The organism is Bacillus sp. B2-WWTP-C-10-Post-4, assembly GCF_009183805.1.
GTDB lineage: Bacteria > Bacillota > Bacilli > Bacillales > Bacillaceae_G > Bacillus_A > Bacillus_A cereus.
In genome coordinates, this window is the sequence record NZ_WEII01000045.1 from 1 (window position 1) to 16,931 (window position 16,931).

Consider the following 16,931-nt stretch of genomic DNA (forward strand, 5'->3'; position numbering starts at 1 on the left):
GTCTAAATAAACGTGTTTTTCCATAAATGTAATTATTTTCATTGTAGTTTCGTTTATATGAGGGAAGGAGAAGTAATTATGAAGTTTGATGATCAACGCTTATTAGGAGTCCGATTAGGTTCTGTACTTGTGACAGAGGAAAATCAATATTTAGTAATTAAGAAAAAAGATCATTATGCACTGTTAAATATACATAATTTAGAATGCACACATGTTGAAGTGCAGTTAGAACATTTGGAAGAAATGTTGCGGGAAGATTTCCAAGAAAGTATAACGGAGATTATCGCACCAGAACATATAAAAATTGTTGCGAAAAATGTTATATAGATAAAGAAGCTGGAAGGAACAGCTTCTTTATTTTCATTATAAGGATAACGTTTTTACAACCTCACCAATGATCCCTTCCATTTGATGAACACCTAAATCGGAATTAGTCATAATAACAGCACCATTCCCGCAGTATGGATAACAAACCATCATACATTGAAATCCAACGCCCCATCCGAGTGAATAAATCTGTAATTCTTCATTAGAATCATCTAGAAAAACACCTAATCCAGTCCATTTTGAGCAGACTTGAGGAGAAATCATGTCTATTACTAATTTTTGAGAAAGTTTTAGTTTGCCCTTTCCTTGTAAGGAATGAATGATTTCAATAACTAAAGCTGATAAGTCAGTTGGTGTTGTCCAAATACCCGAAGCAGCTGCGAATGGATAAAATGGATACTTCTCATTTGTTACAGTTCTATCTTTATTATGTCCGCAAGCAAAAACATCGGTTTTATCTATGTCTTTTGGAGAAAAAAGTGTACTATTTTTCATTTGTAATGGCTGGAAGATGTGTTCTTCTAATAACTGACTAAATGATCTTCCTGTAATATCTTCTAGTAGTAGTTCGATTATACAAAAGTTTGCGTCTGAGTAGTGAAATTCACTTTCTGGTTTATAAGTTACCTCTATAGGTACGGGGCAATATAGTGTTTTACCGGAAAGGAGCTCAGACATATTAGGTAAGCCTTTTGCAGGTGTATAATGTTCAAAACTATTAGGTGGATCAATGAGTCCAGATTGATGGCTTAATAAGTTTCTCAAAGTGATACTTTTTTGTGAAGTAAATAGATTAGTAGGAATGTTCCAAGATGTGAGTTTATCATTTACGTCTTCGTCTAATTGCAAGATTTCTTGATCTGATAACATTAGTACGAGCATTGTAGTGATGAATTTGCTGATAGAACAAGAATTAAAGAGAGAATTTGTAGTAACAGCTCTAGTTGTTCCAGCTTCAAGTGTTCCAAAGGCAGTCGCTTCATCTAGTTTGCCACTACATATAACAGCGAGGCTTAAACCTGCAACGGAATATTGGTTCATTTTCTCGTATATATTGCTACTTTTTAAGTTCATGGTGACTCCTTTCTTTAAAGACAGAATAGTATTTTTATTATACAGTAGTAAAAAAAAGAAAACACTTCGTCATTCACCAATGAAGTGTTTTCTTTTTTAGTTAGTTTGAAGTGAACTTTTGAAAAAATTTGTCTCGGTACATGTACATAACCCATGAGATTGTTATTAAAGAAATGATGATTTGTTTGTTTTTAATTGGTGCATTGAAAACAAGCCAACCAACTATATCAAATAACAAATGTAGCACGATTGAAAGAACTACAAATTGAAGTAACGTATTTAAAAATCTTTTCATAAAGTGTCCTCTTAAAATAATAGGTTTTATTAACAGTTTGATATAGTGATATTATACATTAAATGTGTATTGTGGTAAAATTTACATAAGTTAGTGGAATAAAGCAAATGAAAGTTAGTAAGGGGGAACATTCATGGAATTCTGGATGGTTATACTGATAGTAGCTGTTGGTTTCATTTATATCGCTGAAAAATTAACTACAATTGAAAAGAAAAATGATGCGCGTTTAAAGAGAATTGAAGATAGATTACAATTAATTACGAAAGAAATGGGAATTATAGAAAGAGAACCTGAAATTAATAAAGAACTACGCCAGCTTGTAGAAGAAGGCAAAAAAATTACAGCAGTTAAGAGAGTAAGAGAAGCTTTTGGTTTTTCCTTACTAGAAGCGAAGCAATATGTTGATAAATTATAAAAAAGATCATCCATTTGGGTGATCTTTTTCACTGCACCATGCGTGTATTTACATAAGCGGCGATAATAAAGTGTCCAATTATATGGAACAAACATTTGAGATAAATTGTCTAATATAGGTAATAACTATTTGGCTTGAAAGAAAGGGTTGATGACATGAAAAAGAATACGTTGTTAAAAGTAGGATTATGTGTAGGTTTACTAGGAACAATTCAATTTGTTAGCACAATTTCTTCTGTACAAGCATCACAAAAGGTAGAGAAAACAGTAATAAAAAATGAGACGGGAACCATTTCAATATCTCAGTTAAACAAGAATGTATGGGTTCATACGGAGTTAGGTTCTTTTAATGGAGAAGCAGTTCCTTCGAACGGTCTAGTTCTTAATACTTCTAAAGGGTTAGTACTTGTGGATTCTTCTTGGGATGACAAATTAACGAAGGAACTAATAGAAATGGTAGAAAAGAAATTTCAGAAGCGCGTAACGGATGTCATTATTACACATGCGCACGCTGATCGAATTGGCGGAATAACAGCGTTGAAAGAAAGAGGCATTAAAGCGCATAGTACAGCATTAACCGCAGAACTAGCAAAGAACAGTGGATATGAAGAGCCGCTTGGAGATTTACAAACAATTACGAGTTTAAAGTTTGGCAATACAAAAGTAGAAACGTTCTATCCAGGGAAAGGACATACAGAAGATAATATTGTTGTTTGGTTGCCACAATATCAAATTTTAGCTGGAGGCTGTTTAGTAAAATCTGCGGAAGCTAAAGATTTAGGAAATGTTGCGGATGCGTATGTAAATGAATGGTCTACATCGATTGAGAATGTGCTGAAGCGATATGGAAATATAAATTCGGTAGTACCTGGTCATGGAGAAGTAGGAGACAAGGGATTACTTTTACATACATTGGATTTATTAAAATAAGAAATTGTAGAAATACAAAAGAAAGGAGAAATAATTTTCTCCTCTCTTTCTTCTAACTATATTTAAATGCTGAATCTGTCGATTACGTCAGCATATATTACTGAGATTTTAATTCCAAGTATACAAATACTAGTACTGTCATAATTGCAATAACAACGTAAGTAGCATCAAGCATTATAAGTGTTTTTAAAGTTTCAGTCATCGTAATTCACCCCTGTTATAAAAATATAACATGATCTTTTTATTGATTAGATTAGAGATCATAAAGATAAAATGTATATGAAATTTCTTAAGTAGCTTCTATATAAATATATCATATAAATAATGTAAGTAATGTTAAGATAGTGTAAATGTATTGTAAATAAAGAGGTTTACAATGAAGGCTGTAATAAAAAAATGATAGTTCCTTAAAATAAAAAATACGCTATTTTCATATGTGATGAATTGCAATTATTTGTATAAGGGATTCAAAAAAATTTTTCGTTGTATATATTTCTCCAAATTAATTATTTAGCTATTTAAAAGTATCGAAAGATGTGTGTACACTAATGTATATTTTTTGGATGTCAGTAAAAGTATTATGTCAACAATATGAACTGTCACAAATCTTTATATATTATTGTGATTGATATCACATCACTTTTTTTCAATGGGTATTATGCTTAAGGTGTAATGAATGATTGGGAGAGGGTGGGATGATATGTTTTGTTATCAATGTGAACAAACGCCAGCAGGCGGATGTAAAGTAATGGGTGTGTGCGGCAAGAATGAAACGATTGCGAGTTTACAAGATACGATTGTGTTTGGGCTAAAAGGAATTGCAGCTTATCGCACACATGCTGCTCAGCTAGGATATACGGATGCATTTGTAGATGCTACAACACAAGAAGCTTTATATATGACATTAACAAATTCTAACTTTAACGAACAAGAGCATATTGATATGGCTATGAAAGTGGGGAAATCAGCTTTACGGGTGATGGAGTTATTGGATGAGGCACATACGAATCATTTTGGTGTGCCAGAGCCTGTACAAATTACACAAAATCGTGTAGAAGGTAAAGCAATTGTAGTTACGGGCCATAATTTATTTGCATTAGAAGAACTATTAAAGCAAACAGAAGGAAAAGACATTAATATTTATACGCATTCTGAAATGCTACCAGCACACGGATATCCGCAGCTGAAAAAATATAAACATTTAAAAGGAAACATCGGTAAGGCATGGTATGATCAAAGACGCCTTTTTGAAAAATTTACTGGTGCCATATTAGCTACAACGAACTGTGTTATGCCAATTAAAGGCTCGTACTCTGATCGATTCTTTTCATATGAAATTGCAGGTTTAGAAGGTGTACAAAAAATTGAAAATGATGATTTTACATCATTGATTCAAAAAGCACTAGAACTTCCAGAAGTACATATGGAGTCGGATGAACAGTTAGTGACAGGGTTTCATCATAATACAGTATTATCATTAGCTCCAGAAATTATTGATGCAGTAAAAGAGGGGAAGATAAAGCGTTTCTTTGTTATCGCCGGTTGTGATGCACCGGGAAAAGGCGGAGAATATTATCGTGAATTAGCAACGTCACTTCCGCCAGAAACGGTTATTTTAACAACTTCTTGCGGGAAATTCCGCTTTAATGATGTGGATTACGGTGTTGTACCTGGTACGGAAATTCCGCGTTACATTGATTTAGGACAGTGCAATAATTCAATTTCTACAGTGAAAATAGCGGCTGCTTTAGCTGATGCTTTTCAATGTGAAGTGAATGAATTGCCAGTAAGTATTGTACTATCATGGTTTGAACAAAAAGCGGTTGCCATTTTACTAGGGCTATTTAGTCTTGGGATTCAAGATATTCGCATCGGTCCAAAGGCTCCTGAATTTATTTCACCTGGCGTGCTTGATGTATTACAAGAAACATTTGGTTTAAAACTAATTACAAATGCAGCAGAAGATATGGCTATGATGTTATCGTAATAAAAAATGATCTGTCTTATTAATAAGAAGAGCTAGCCATATTCATTAACTTTGGTATAGTATAGCGCCCCAAAATAAAATGTAGAATTTTTGTTTTGGGGTATTTTCTTTTCTTAGTGGGATAGGTATGGGGCAAAATAAAAAAAGAAAATAGGCTGGTATTGAATAGGTAATAGTTGATTTTAGAAAAAATATAAAAATCGAGTTGACATTCATCGCTACTTAGTCATACAATGTACTTGTAATAAGCAATACTGAGTAGTGTTGTTTCTCAAAATATTTTCAGTAGACAATAGGTAATAGCGGATTTTAGAAAAAATATAAAAATCAGTTGACATCTATCGCTACTTAGTCATACAATGTAGATGTAATAAGTGATACTGAATAGTTCGGATTCACAAAAACTATTCAGTAAAAAATTCGCCTTAGTACTCTGTGATACTAAATATAAGTCAGACAGAATAGGGGGTAAAGGAGGATCAGGACATGGAAAATTTAACTGAAATGCTGAAAGGTTCACTGGAAGGGTGTGTACTGGAAATCATTAGTCGCCGTGAAACGTATGGCTATGAGATTACCCGCCACCTGAATGATCTTGGGTTTACCGAAGTTGTGGAAGGTACGGTGTATACCATCCTCGTACGATTAGAGAAGAAAAAGCTTGTGAATATTGAAAAGAAACCATCAGATATGGGACCGCCGCGTAAGTTTTATTCATTAAATGAAGAAGGCCGCCAGGAGCTTGAATTGTTTTGGAAAAAATGGGATTTTGTATCGTCAAAAATTAACGTCTTGAAGTCAAAATAGGTTCATAAGATAAAATGTTCCGGCCGATATTTTGAGAATTTCTTGTTCGGTTTTATAAAAAAGGAGGAAAATAAGATGTTAGAAATGTTCAAAAAGTTAATTGGTGATAAAAAAGAGTACAAAATGATGATGGCACGAGTTGAGGCTCTGCCAGAGGACTACCAATTTGTATTTAAGAAAATTCAAAACTACATGTGGAATTTTTCAGCGGGTAACGGGATGGATATGTTACACATACAGTATGAATTAATCGATTTGTTCGAAGCGGGTGCAGCGGAAGGAAGACAAGTGCTTGACATTACTGGGGATGACGTGGCTTCCTTTGCTGACGAACTAGTGGCAAATGCTAAAACTTACGTCTCCAAGTATCGTGAAGATTTGAATGAAAGTATTATGAAGAAATTGAGAAAAAAATAAATGGAATAAGTAGTACCGACTGATTAGCTGGTTACACATATGAATTGCCATCATAGCTATTCAGTTATATTTTTAACTCGGTACTAAGTAATACAGAATATCAGTGATACTAAATAGATAGAGGTAAATAAATAGTCTTCGCAAAACATTTTTATAGGGAGGAAAAAAGTATGAGTCATGCAGCGATTTCTGTAAAAGGCTTGAAAAAATCCTTTAAAGACAAGGAAGTTTTAAAAGGGGTAGATTTTGAGGTGCAGCGTGGAGAAATTTTCGCGCTGCTAGGCTCAAATGGAGCGGGAAAGACGACAACGGTCAACATCCTTTCGACACTAATGAAGCAAGATAGCGGTGAAGTAAGTATTTGTGGATTTGATGTACAGAGTCAATCAGATCATGTTCGTCAAAGTATCAGTTTGACAGGGCAGTTCGCAGCTTTAGACGGTATGCTGACTGGGAGGGAAAACTTGATAATGATCGCCAAATTACGTGGTGTTTCCAATCCCGCTCAAGTTGCTGACAATCTACTTGCAAGATTTAGCCTGACTGATGCGGCAAACGAAAGGGCAGATCAGTATTCAGGCGGGATGAAGCGCCGGCTTGATATCGCGATGAGTTTGATTGGGGCGCCAGCAGTTATTTTTCTTGACGAACCAACGACTGGACTTGATCCTGAAGCGCGAATCGAAGTGTGGGATACAGTCAAGGAACTTGCTGGTAGCGGTACAACTATTTTGCTTACGACTCAGTACTTGGAGGAAGCAGAACAACTGGCAGACCGTATCGCTATTTTGCATGGCGGAAAAATTATTACGACAGGTACTCTTGCTGAACTAAAAGAGATGTTCCCGCCAGCAAAAGTGGAGTATATCGAGAAGCAACCGACATTGGAAGAAATATTCCTTGCGATCATTGGCAAAAAGGAGGAGATATAAATGAAAAGTAAAACAGGTGTATTACTAGGTCGTTTAATGCGTAACATTATGCGCAGTCCGGATACAATTATTACAGTAGCGATTACACCGATTATGATGATGCTATTATTTGTCTACGTGTTTGGCGGCGCAATAAAAACTGGAACGGAAAACTACGTTAATTATTTATTGCCGGGAATTTTGCTAATGGCTATCGCATCCGGTGTAGCTTACACTTCCGTGCGACTCTTTACGGATGTAAAGAGTGGGCTGATGGCACGTTTCATTACGATGCCTATTAAGCGCTCATCGATATTGTGGGCTCACGTTCTAACCTCTCTGGTTGCTAATGTACTTACTATCGTGGTGGTTATTCTTGTTGCACTCTTAATGGGTTTCCGTTCCAGTGCTAATATTCTAGATTGGCTCGCGGTAGCTGGGATACTTGGGATGTTTACGCTGGCGCTAACATGGCTAGCTATCATTCCAGGATTGAAAGCGAGGTCTATGGAAGGGGCGACTGCTTACTCGTACCCGCTAGTTTTTCTTCCATTTATTAGTTCGGCCTTTGTGCCTACCGAAACGATGCCAAAAATTGTTCGTGTGTTTGCAGAGAATCAGCCTGTAACTTCAATCGTGAATGCGATTCGTGCTCTTTTATATGAAGGAACTGTTGGAAACGATATTTGGATTGCGCTCGCTTGGTGCGTAGGTATAATGGTCATCTCTTACTTTTTCACCAGTAAAGCATTTAAACGTCAGTTAGGGTAAGAAACGTGATAAACGAAACCTTCAGGAATAATATATATTTAGAAAAGCACGGGAGATTTTCCGTGCTTTTATTATTTATCATGCTCTCATTGTAGTAAATGAAATGGTATTTAAAAATAGGATAATTATCCAGTGATAAAGCTTAATATTTGAGGCTCACTGCTTATGGAATGTATAAGCACACTCGTTTTTGTAAATCTGCTAATACTTCATCGGGTATTTCTTTGATTTTAATATCCTTCCCTAGAAAAAGCAGCCAATTTATTATTTCCGTCACTTCATCGGGATTGTTAACATTGATAAAAGTTTTTAAAATGGCTGTAGATTGGTAAGGATTAGTATAAGATATTGAAATTTTTAAAGGATGGTATTTTTTGAACTGGGCAATTGCTTTTGGTCCAAGTTCAAGTACCAAGTTGATTATTTCGTCCTTCTTACTTAGTTTTTCTAAAATCTTTTTCTTATTTAGCCTTTTGTTCGTCGTGTATGGTTCGATATTAATGAGATCATCGACAGGAAACATCATCTTCTTTTCTTTTTTTAAGTCAAACCCTTCAATGATCCAATGGCTTTTTTCTTGATAAAGGTGCAATAGATAAATTGGATAAGACTTAATTTCTTCATCTTCTTTAATGGTAATCAATAAATGGTTATCCAAAAGAAGGATTTGAATGAGTTTTTCTAACATAGGATGGGGGAGATCAGAAAGCTCAAGTAGATCGGGATTATAAGGATTAGTTCCTTGGAACAGCAAGAGTTGATTTAAAAGAACAAGGTCATCCTGCTGGGTTTCTGAGATGAGTCCTAGTAGTTTTTCGGCTAAAGATTGACGACTCTTTAGGTAGGGAAGTTGTTGATTCCTCGTAGCCATAAAGGCAATAAAAAGAGCTTTCACTTCATTATCAGTAAAGCGAACAACGGGCAGTATAGAATTATGCATAACAAAATATCCACCCGTTCTCCCAACTTTAGCGACAAGTGGCATTCCCATAGCTTCAATTTCTCTAATGTCTCTAATAGCTGTCGATCGTGATATGTTAAATTCTCGTATGATTTCAGAAATTGTAAAGTGGGAGCGGTTGTTAATATATCGCATAATTGTATTAATCCGTTCAACTTTTTTCATTTTGGTCTCCTAAACAGTATCATTTTTTGATATGGTTTAAAGATATTATAAACGTATCAGATGAAAAGATAAATCGTTTGATTAATAAAAAAAGAGGCAGGTTTTGTATATGAAAAATTATACTATAGAAGAAAAAGATAGCTTTATTGTGTTAGGTATTGGAACTGAAATTAAGAGTGAGTACACAGACTTTGCTGGAATAAATAAAGAAAAGGAAGACTTTTGGTCGGCTGTTAAAGAAGATGGAAGGCTGGACACTTTAAAAGCTTTAGCGACAAATGAATACATTTTTTCTGTGAGCGAAGCGGTGAATAACAAAATGATGTATTATGCGGGTGTCATGACAGAAGCACAAATAGAAGAAGAATCTAGAGTGATTCAGTTTCCGAGGGGAGAATACTTAGTAGTGAAAGGGGAAGACAAAACGGCTAAAGAGCTAAGTAATAAGCTTACTGGCATCGCCTTCGGTCAAGCTTTACCAGAAGCAAAGGATTTTGCCTATGTTGGTGGACCGAATACAACGGTTGAGATGGGACAGAGAAATGGCCTAGTATTTGGTGAAATGTGGATTCCGGTTGTTAGGAAGTAAAGTGATAAAAGGTGCGAATATGGAAAGTAGAGGCTAACGATCTTGTATTGTTGGCCTTTTTGAAATTAATATAATATTCATATACTGCTACACAGTATGTTCTGATAAAATGGAATAAAAGGGAATTGTTGTAAGGTGGTGGCAGATTGAATAAAAAAAGATTATTTGAGCTATTCATAGTAACGTTTGTTTTTCTATTCCTTCATGTAAGTACATTTACTAATGAAAAATTTAACGATAAATTGGGATCTTTTACTTTCATTGTGCTACTTCTTATGCTTTCTATTTACACTGCATTTATAGAAAAGTATTTTGATGATATACAAAAGTGGATTCGAAATATTACATGTTGCTTTGCTTTATTCGTAGTGGTTTTAGTAGCTCTATGGATAGGTTATTTTTAGCCCTTACTTAAGAGAATGAGAAATATGTGATTACACTATATTCGATCCGATAATATTACTTAGCTGCATCGGTTTATATTAATTTTTTCTCTCCCCAATCATGATAAAATGTATAATAGGAAATTTTATGTAACATAAAGGGGGAAGGTTTATGGTCAGCTTGAGTACCTTGATAGCTTTTGCAATTGTTTCGCTTAGCATGGTTTGTTCACCTGGGCCTAATATAATTTATCTCATTTCCCGTTCCATTACGCAGGGACGTATGGCGGGATTTATTTCTTTATTGAGCATCATGCTCGGATTTGTAATCTATATAATCGCAACTATGTTTGGACTTACAGTTCTATTCCTTGCGGTTCCCGCTGTATATGAAGCAGTAAAGTGGGCAGGTGCTGCTTACTTACTCTGGCTAGCTTGGAATTCGATTAAACCGGGTGCTATATCTATTATGGAACCTCGTACGATTTCTAATGAACCACCACGGAAATTATTTTTAATGGGACTCATGACTAATCTTCTGAATCCAAAGATTGCTATTTTGTATGTATCACTTTTACCTCAATTTGAAGATCCAGAGAAGGGATCGTTGCTTTTTCAAGGTGCAGTTTTGGGCCTTACGCAAATCACTGTTAGCTTTATAGTTAACCTTCTAATTGTATGTACAGCAAGTAAAATTGCGAAATGGTTTGGCACACGTCCAACGTGGCTGCGAGTGCAGCGTTGGCTTATGGCGAGCGTATTGACAGGTCTTGCAGTACGTTTAGCTTTTGAACGTCGACAGTAAGAGTATATAAAAAAATTAAAAATGCTTTTTAATGAAGAAATTAAATTTTATAGTGATGGTACAACAAGTACAGAAGCGAATCCTACCCACGTATATGGAGAAAAAGGAACATATAATGTGGAACTAACAGTGGAAGATAGTAGAGGAAAAGAAAGTAAAGAACAAACAAAAGTTACTGTAAAACAAGAACTGCAAACAGGTGGATCCCTCGAAGAGGAGAAGGACTTCCAATACGCTTGTAAAAGGGAATCTGATTACTCCTGATCAGACAGATGTTTAAACGTTTGATGTTATAGTTCTGAAAGAAGTAGTTATTTCTGTGATAAATGAACAAAATATTGGGATGACATGGGTACTTTATCATGAATTAGACATGTAAAATTACGTAGCTTGTGGTAAAGATGAAGGAAATACTATAAAGGGAAAACTCGTAGCGAAACAAGGAAAATATTATTTGAATGTGTATAAATCCGATGATAAGAATGGTGAATATTCATAAAGTATACTTAATATCAGTAATTCATATAATTAGGAGTGGTTTCTATATTTAGAGAAAATACAAAAAGGATACTTCTGTCATTAGTAACAAATCCAATACTAATAATTGTATACGGGATCTTTTGCTATGAGTTGGCCTTATACTGTAAGTACGGAAGAATGAATTATAATATTTACATTTTGTTATTATGTATAGTACTTTTTATATCCATAACTACATTTACTACAATGCGGGTGATAAAAAATAGAGAATATGAATCTAAAAAATTAACAAATTCAATAGCATGGAGATCCATTTCTATTATCATTATTGTTGCAATTACATCATTTTATGGGATGCAGATTTATAAAAGTGCAATAAATTACAATGGCAAATTGGCATGGTTTATAGAAAAGTTAAAACATGAAAGGTCAGTTAAACTTAAACATAATAATATATATAAATCTGGAGTAGAAGGTATTTTTGAAGATATAAATAAAAAATATCCTTTGCCAAAGAAATTGTATATGGCAACTGATTTTGATCTTACATTTCATTCAGATGGAACAATCACAGCGTTTGATACATTTGTTTATGGGAAAAATGTTGATGGGAAAGAAGAAACTTATTTAATCTCTTATAATAAGAAGAAATCAGAAGATATTACTATAATACGAGATGGATATGCAAAGCCTGATTATAATGATGATAAATTAGTAGAACCTTTAATTAAAACGGTTAAGGCGATCCCAGTTAAGCAAACGGTCAAAAAATGGAATGAAAGTAAGTATGGGTTGATTTATTATGGAAAAAGAAATTGGGGATCCAATACAGAGGGAATTATTAATATTACTGAGGATGGTAAGAGGCAGAGTGTTAAAGAAGCAGCTTCTGATATCATTGGATATACTGTATCTATATTTGTCCCTGGAAAAGAGAAAGAGCTAGTCCCTGCTAGATATAATTTAATAAGTGACGCAAGTTGGAGTAAATCAAAGACGCCTCCAAAAGAAGATATGCTTAAAGAGAAGGAACAACAAGATTTAAAGAATGAAAAAGAACAGTTTTTCCTATCGAAAGAAGTTGGTTATAAACTAAATATGACAGATAAAGCATTAGGGAGCGCCTTTTATTCATTAAGCAAGACTAGTGATGAAGGGAAAACATGGGAGGTTATCAATCCAGACCCATTTAATGGGGGGATTGGTAGTGTATCAGGAATCATTTTTATAAATGATAAACTTGGGTTTTTAGGAGCAATTAGGCCTTCTGGTAATGAAGGAGAGTTATATCGCACAGATGATGGGGGAGTATCTTTCAAAAAGGTAGAATATCCGCCGCATGAAGTGAAATTAGATCATACACAGTCCACAATAAGTCCTTTTGATTCTCCTAGTATGCCATATGAGAAAGATGGGGTTTTTAATATGTTAGTTGGACAAGGGGCAGATGGAGACTACAATGGCGATAGTAGTGCACTTTATCAATCAAAAGATAACGGAGAAACATGGGAATTTGTAGAAGAAGTGAAAAAGAAATAATCAGAATGTCTTTTTGAAAAATAAGGTAACTACTGAGCTATACATTTCATTTAGAAGTTTGGTAAGGAGTACAGTTCCAGCCATGAAGATAAAAATGGATCTATACCTCGCTGCCTTTCTTTGTTTTATTTCTTATGCTTACTATCAACGCTATATTTATAGAAAGGTATTTTGGTGATATACAAAAGTGGATTCGAAATATTACATGTTGCTTTGCTTTATTTGTAGTAGTTTTAGTAGCTCTACGGATAGGTTACTTTTGACTCCAAAGATTGCTATTTTGTATGTATCACTTCTACCTCAATTTGAAGATCCAGAGAAGGGGTCATTACTTTTTCAAGGTGCAGTTTTGGGCCTTACGCAAATCATTGTTAGCTTTATAGTTAATCTTGTAATTGTATGTACAGCAAGTAAAAGTGCGAAATGCACACGCCCAACGGCAGCGTTGGCTTATGGCAAGTGTTTTAACGGGGCTTGCTGTACGTCTTGCTTTTGAACGTCGACAGTAAGAGCCTCTTTACCTTCAGTTTCTATAATATAACCTAATAAATATTAATATAAGTTATGTATAACAGATATTTACCTTATAAAATAAGGGGGGCATATTATGACTGAGACAAACGAATCTTCAGGAGTCAATTTGAAAAAAGATGTGAAGTTTTCTATTATAATTCCTGCACACAATGAAGAAAAGTACATTAGAAAATGTTTAGATTCAATTGCAAAGGCATCAGAGGCATATAAAGAGCAAACGGAAGTTATAGTTGTTTTAAATCGTTGCACAGATAAAACAGAGGAAATAGCAAAATCTTATAATTGTGTTACATTGAAAAATAACGATAAAAACTTATCTAAAATTCGAAATGCAGGGGCTAAAATAGCTAATGGAGAAATAATCGTCACTATAGACGCTGATACGATAATGACAGAGTCTATGTTGTCTAATGTAGATAAATATTTAGCTTCAGGTAAATACATTGGTGGTGGGGTAAATGGAAAGTTTGAAAGAATATCTTTAGGAATATTTCTCTCCGCAATGTTAATAATCATCCCCTTACTTTTTAAGTACGGAGCTATATCTGTAGGGATTTTTTGGTGCTATAGAAAAGACTTTATGGCAATTAACGGATTTAATGAAAACATGCTTATGGCAGAAGATGCAGATTTCGCTAAACGGTTAAAAGAATGGGGAAAGAAAAATAATAAGAAATTCGGTACTATTAAAAATGGAATGATAACTTCATGCAGAAGATTTGATACATATGGAGACTGGACTTTACTTAAAAATCCAAAAGTAATTTTAGCTTATCTAAAAGGAAATGATAGAAAATACGCAGATAAGACATATTATGATAACCAAGAAAGATAAAAATGGAGAAAACCGGTAGAAAATAGTTAGTGCTTTTTTAGATATAATGAGAATCCAACTTAATTTAATAGATATTATAAGAAAACCATCAATTTGATTACCCTTTTTCAAATTGATGGTTTTTATTTTTGAAATAAATATGTATTTTTTTATGAAAATATTTTTTGACCCCCATAAAACTTTGTACTCCTCCGAATATGTATAGTGAAAAAAATAAATAGAAGAAAAATGACTATGAAAGAATATAGAAGTATTAATAAAATTACTAGATTAAGTGGCATCCAAAATGGAAGGATGAAATTACCAATTATATAGAGAAGAGTTATTCAAGAATTGCAGATAAAATAGAAAGAGAATAAGCAAAACGAACGGTAGAAAATAAGAAAGTAGATAAAAATACAAACTTAACTTTAGTGCCGAGAGAAAAGGAAAATTATTAAGAAAACGTTGGGAAAAGTTAGACTCGAAAAATATAACTAACAGCAAGAAAACAAGACCGAAGAAAAGTACCAAGAAAATCTGGTTAAATGGTCACTTGTGTAGTGGCCATTTTGCTATTTGAAGGAGGCTGGGAGATTACAAGTGTTGAGTTTAGTAATGAAGATCTTAAGAAAACCGAAAATAGAAGATATCGTATGTAACATACAAAACAACGAAGAAGACAAAGAAGCGTTTATCGTACAGTATCAGCCTTTTATTAGAAAATCAATCTCATCTGTCTGCCGTCGATATATTACAGAACAGGATGATGAATATAGCATTGGATTGTTTGCTTTTAACGAAGCAATTGAACAGTATTCCTATACAAAAGGAAAATCCTTTTTAGCGTTTGCTGATCTTCTTATAAAAAGAGATGTAATTGACTATATACGTAAGGAGTCTAAACATAACTTTGTCTTTTTAAAAGAAGATGAGCAAGAGGAAATGTTAGAAATGCAAGTGTCGCTTACGGAGTATATGAAAGAGATGGAAAATAGTAACCGTAAGGAGGAAATTCTTCATTTTCAAAGTGTGCTAGCTGAGTTTAAAATCACATTCTCAGAGCTTGCTAAAGAATCTCCTAAGCATCGTGATACACGTGAGCACTTAATAGAAATTGTGAAAATAATTATAAAAGAAGAGGAAATGATGGAAGAGCTGTTCCGAAAGAAAAAGTTACCGCTTAAACAGATTGAACCGCGTGTTAGGGTAAGTCGTAAAACGTTGGAACGACATAGAAAATACATTATTGCAATGTGTATTATTTTTGCAAACAACTATACATATATTCTGGATTACATAAGAGGGGAAAAGCATGATGACTAAAGGAATTGTGATGGATATAAAAAAGCATAGCGTAGTTGTTTTAACACCAAATGGAGAGTTTATTACGTGTAAAAGAAAAGGGGATTCTTGCATAATCGGGGAGGAAATCTCGTTTGATGAGCAAGAACAAAAAGCATCGCATTTTTCGATTCCTTTCTTTTTAAAGCCTGCATCAATACTTGTTGCTTGTTTTCTATTTGCAGTTTTGTTTTTCTACAACCAACCAGAAGAAAAAGTATTTGCTTACGTCTCAGTTGATATAAATCCAAGTTTAGAGGTGAGCGTAACGAAGGATTTTCGTGTTATAGATTTGCAGGCTTGTAATGATGATGGAAGGCGTATTTTAAAAGAATTGAAGCAATGGGAAAATAAACAATTACAAGAAGTAATACGTACTATTATAAATCAAAGTCAAGAGGATAAGTATTTAACGAATGATAAGCAAGTTATGCTAACAGCTGTTGCAAAGGACAAGGCACTAGAACCACTTTTGGAAAAGGCAATGAAAGAATTAAAGAAAGAATATGAGCTAAAACATATTACAGTTGAATATCAAAGTAGCACAATGCAAATACGAGAGAATGCTAGAAAAGCTGGAATTGGCACAGGTGTCTATATAAAGCAAGAGAATGAGAAGAACAAATCACTTACGCCTCCTGTCACCCCGTCTAATCCGGTGGAAAACGAAGAAGAGGTGCAATCACAGCCGGAGTCATCTCCTGATGCAACACTCGATTTGTCTCCTGTAAAAGAGAAAAAATATGAAAAGCAAGAGCAGAAAGAACAAAAGAAAACAGAGGAACAGCCATCGAAGCAAATAAAAGAAAACAATGGAAGAGGATCTCAGCAAGAAAATAGAGGGAATCAACAGGAGAATAACAGTAGAGAAGCTCAACAAGGAAATAATGGGAATCAGCAAGGGAATAACGGAAGAGGATCTCAACAAGGGAATAATGGAAATGGGCAAGGGAACAACGGAAGAGGATCTCAACAAGGGAATAATGGAAATGGGCAAGGGAACAACGGAAGAGGATCTCAACAGGGAAATAACGGAAACGAGCAAGGGAACAACGGAAGAGGATCTCAACAGGGAAATAACGAAAACGAGCAAGGGAACAATGGAAGAGGGTCTCAACAAGGGAATAATGGAAATGGGCAAGGGAACAATGGAAGAAATCCTCAACAAGGAAATAATGGGAATCAGCAAGGGAACAATGGAAGAGGATCCCAGAAAGAAAATGACGGAAACGAGCAAGGGAACAATGGTAGGGGGTCTCAACAAGAAAATAGAGGCCACCAGCAAGGGAATGAAAAGAAGAATCAATAGAATATGGAAGTGAGAGATTCATTTCAAAGCTAAAAGGATTTATTCCGCTATTTGCTGGGCAGCCCGATTGGTGAG

18 protein-coding genes and 3 pseudogenes are annotated in these 16,931 nt (G+C 34.6%); 18 read left to right on the plus strand and 3 right to left on the minus strand.

Translation table 11 applies throughout. The annotated features are described in order from the left end of the window. The first annotated feature begins 78 nt into the window (after positions 1-78). Entirely contained in the window at positions 79-327 is a 249-nt protein-coding gene (locus GBN78_RS17650; RefSeq protein WP_000666948.1) for a hypothetical protein, read from the plus strand. A gap of 36 nt (positions 328-363) precedes the next feature. Here the strand turns inward: GBN78_RS17650 and GBN78_RS17655 are convergent, their stop codons facing one another. Then, positions 364-1,401: a serine hydrolase domain-containing protein gene (locus GBN78_RS17655; RefSeq protein WP_152127572.1), complete on the minus strand. Its 1,038-nt coding sequence runs from the start codon at positions 1,399-1,401 to the stop codon at positions 364-366. A gap of 100 nt (positions 1,402-1,501) precedes the next feature. Continuing rightward, positions 1,502-1,696: a hypothetical protein gene (locus GBN78_RS17660; RefSeq protein ID WP_000819660.1), complete on the minus strand. Its 195-nt coding sequence runs from the start codon at positions 1,694-1,696 to the stop codon at positions 1,502-1,504. A 133-nt stretch (positions 1,697-1,829) separates the two neighbouring features. Here GBN78_RS17660 and GBN78_RS17665 point away from each other — a divergent pair, with 133 nt between their 5' ends. From GBN78_RS17665 to GBN78_RS17695, 7 genes are all read left to right on the plus strand, one after another. Further along, the gene (locus tag GBN78_RS17665) at positions 1,830-2,111 is read left to right on the plus strand and encodes a hypothetical protein (protein ID WP_000397724.1); all 282 of its coding nucleotides are present in this window, start codon (positions 1,830-1,832) and stop codon (positions 2,109-2,111) included. Between the two features lie 155 nt (positions 2,112-2,266). After that, positions 2,267-3,040: a BcII family subclass B1 metallo-beta-lactamase gene (bla2, locus tag GBN78_RS17670; protein ID WP_088046463.1), complete on the plus strand. Its 774-nt coding sequence runs from the start codon at positions 2,267-2,269 to the stop codon at positions 3,038-3,040. Positions 3,041-3,740: 700 nt separating this feature from the next. Next, a complete protein-coding gene (hcp, locus tag GBN78_RS17675; protein ID WP_088046484.1) occupies positions 3,741-5,027 on the plus strand; it encodes a hydroxylamine reductase in 1,287 nt (428 codons plus the stop codon). A 486-nt stretch (positions 5,028-5,513) separates the two neighbouring features. Further along, a complete protein-coding gene (locus GBN78_RS17680; protein ID WP_000429488.1) occupies positions 5,514-5,834 on the plus strand; it encodes a PadR family transcriptional regulator in 321 nt (106 codons plus the stop codon). A gap of 75 nt (positions 5,835-5,909) precedes the next feature. Next, a complete protein-coding gene (locus GBN78_RS17685) occupies positions 5,910-6,251 on the plus strand; it encodes a DUF1048 domain-containing protein (protein ID WP_000891986.1) in 342 nt (113 codons plus the stop codon). A gap of 170 nt (positions 6,252-6,421) precedes the next feature. Next, the gene (locus GBN78_RS17690) at positions 6,422-7,183 is read left to right on the plus strand and encodes an ABC transporter ATP-binding protein (RefSeq protein ID WP_088046462.1); all 762 of its coding nucleotides are present in this window, start codon (positions 6,422-6,424) and stop codon (positions 7,181-7,183) included. Further along, positions 7,184-7,933, plus strand: a complete 750-nt coding sequence (locus GBN78_RS17695; protein WP_088046461.1) for an ABC transporter permease — start codon at positions 7,184-7,186, stop codon at positions 7,931-7,933. Positions 7,934-8,096: 163 nt separating this feature from the next. Here the strand turns inward: GBN78_RS17695 and GBN78_RS17700 are convergent, their stop codons facing one another. Continuing rightward, complete coding sequence (locus GBN78_RS17700) at positions 8,097-9,059, minus strand: helix-turn-helix transcriptional regulator (protein WP_152127573.1); 963 nt, start codon at positions 9,057-9,059, stop codon at positions 8,097-8,099. A 109-nt stretch (positions 9,060-9,168) separates the two neighbouring features. Between GBN78_RS17700 and GBN78_RS17705 the strand changes: the two genes are divergently transcribed. From GBN78_RS17705 to GBN78_RS17750, 10 genes and pseudogenes are all read left to right on the plus strand, one after another. Continuing rightward, positions 9,169-9,648 carry a GyrI-like domain-containing protein gene (locus GBN78_RS17705; RefSeq protein ID WP_002195671.1) on the plus strand — a complete coding sequence of 160 codons (480 nt, stop codon included), beginning with the start codon at positions 9,169-9,171 and terminating at the stop codon, positions 9,646-9,648. Positions 9,649-9,794: 146 nt separating this feature from the next. After that, on the plus strand, positions 9,795-10,052 hold the full coding sequence (locus tag GBN78_RS17710) for a DUF3963 domain-containing protein (RefSeq protein WP_001036208.1): 258 nt from the start codon (positions 9,795-9,797) through the stop codon (positions 10,050-10,052). A 151-nt stretch (positions 10,053-10,203) separates the two neighbouring features. Further along, the gene (locus tag GBN78_RS17715) at positions 10,204-10,836 is read left to right on the plus strand and encodes a LysE family translocator (protein ID WP_141491154.1); all 633 of its coding nucleotides are present in this window, start codon (positions 10,204-10,206) and stop codon (positions 10,834-10,836) included. Positions 10,837-10,860: 24 nt separating this feature from the next. After that, positions 10,861-11,335 (plus strand): annotated as a pseudogene (locus tag GBN78_RS31030) (PKD domain-containing protein); the annotation flags it as partial. Between the two features lie 35 nt (positions 11,336-11,370). Beyond that, complete coding sequence (locus tag GBN78_RS17725; RefSeq protein ID WP_023901655.1) at positions 11,371-12,855, plus strand: WD40/YVTN/BNR-like repeat-containing protein; 1,485 nt, start codon at positions 11,371-11,373, stop codon at positions 12,853-12,855. A 107-nt stretch (positions 12,856-12,962) separates the two neighbouring features. Next, positions 12,963-13,118: pseudogene (locus GBN78_RS17730) on the plus strand (DUF3963 domain-containing protein); the annotation flags it as partial. Beyond that, positions 13,112-13,364 (plus strand): annotated as a pseudogene (locus tag GBN78_RS17735) (LysE family translocator); the annotation flags it as partial. The pseudogenes GBN78_RS17730 and GBN78_RS17735, both read left to right, overlap by 7 nt. Positions 13,365-13,462: 98 nt before the next feature. Beyond that, positions 13,463-14,224, plus strand: coding sequence for a glycosyltransferase family 2 protein (locus GBN78_RS17740; RefSeq protein WP_000141006.1), 762 nt, complete (start codon positions 13,463-13,465; stop codon positions 14,222-14,224). Between the two features lie 582 nt (positions 14,225-14,806). Next, the gene (gene sigI / locus GBN78_RS17745; protein WP_009326663.1) at positions 14,807-15,529 is read left to right on the plus strand and encodes an RNA polymerase sigma factor SigI; all 723 of its coding nucleotides are present in this window, start codon (positions 14,807-14,809) and stop codon (positions 15,527-15,529) included. Continuing rightward, positions 15,519-16,856 carry an anti-sigma factor domain-containing protein gene (locus GBN78_RS17750; protein WP_009326664.1) on the plus strand — a complete coding sequence of 446 codons (1,338 nt, stop codon included), beginning with the start codon at positions 15,519-15,521 and terminating at the stop codon, positions 16,854-16,856. The genes sigI and GBN78_RS17750 overlap by 11 nt, the downstream gene beginning before the upstream one ends. Positions 16,857-16,931: the final 75 nt, after the last annotated feature.

What these genes read in the sequence shown, in the direction of transcription:
- GBN78_RS17650 (WP_000666948.1), top strand. Translation starts at nt 79, where the DNA reads ATGAAGTTTGATGATCAACGCTTATTAGGAGTCCGATTAGGTTCTGTA.
- GBN78_RS17655 (WP_152127572.1), bottom strand. Translation starts at nt 1,401, where the DNA reads ATGAACTTAAAAAGTAGCAATATATACGAGAAAATGAACCAATATTCC.
- GBN78_RS17660 (WP_000819660.1), bottom strand. Translation starts at nt 1,696, where the DNA reads ATGAAAAGATTTTTAAATACGTTACTTCAATTTGTAGTTCTTTCAATC.
- GBN78_RS17665 (WP_000397724.1), top strand. Translation starts at nt 1,830, where the DNA reads ATGGAATTCTGGATGGTTATACTGATAGTAGCTGTTGGTTTCATTTAT.
- bla2 (WP_088046463.1), top strand. Translation starts at nt 2,267, where the DNA reads ATGAAAAAGAATACGTTGTTAAAAGTAGGATTATGTGTAGGTTTACTA.
- hcp (WP_088046484.1), top strand. Translation starts at nt 3,741, where the DNA reads ATGTTTTGTTATCAATGTGAACAAACGCCAGCAGGCGGATGTAAAGTA.
- GBN78_RS17680 (WP_000429488.1), top strand. Translation starts at nt 5,514, where the DNA reads ATGGAAAATTTAACTGAAATGCTGAAAGGTTCACTGGAAGGGTGTGTA.
- GBN78_RS17685 (WP_000891986.1), top strand. Translation starts at nt 5,910, where the DNA reads ATGTTAGAAATGTTCAAAAAGTTAATTGGTGATAAAAAAGAGTACAAA.
- GBN78_RS17690 (WP_088046462.1), top strand. Translation starts at nt 6,422, where the DNA reads ATGAGTCATGCAGCGATTTCTGTAAAAGGCTTGAAAAAATCCTTTAAA.
- GBN78_RS17695 (WP_088046461.1), top strand. Translation starts at nt 7,184, where the DNA reads ATGAAAAGTAAAACAGGTGTATTACTAGGTCGTTTAATGCGTAACATT.
- GBN78_RS17700 (WP_152127573.1), bottom strand. Translation starts at nt 9,059, where the DNA reads ATGAAAAAAGTTGAACGGATTAATACAATTATGCGATATATTAACAAC.
- GBN78_RS17705 (WP_002195671.1), top strand. Translation starts at nt 9,169, where the DNA reads ATGAAAAATTATACTATAGAAGAAAAAGATAGCTTTATTGTGTTAGGT.
- GBN78_RS17715 (WP_141491154.1), top strand. Translation starts at nt 10,204, where the DNA reads ATGGTCAGCTTGAGTACCTTGATAGCTTTTGCAATTGTTTCGCTTAGC.
- GBN78_RS17740 (WP_000141006.1), top strand. Translation starts at nt 13,463, where the DNA reads ATGACTGAGACAAACGAATCTTCAGGAGTCAATTTGAAAAAAGATGTG.
- GBN78_RS17750 (WP_009326664.1), top strand. Translation starts at nt 15,519, where the DNA reads ATGATGACTAAAGGAATTGTGATGGATATAAAAAAGCATAGCGTAGTT.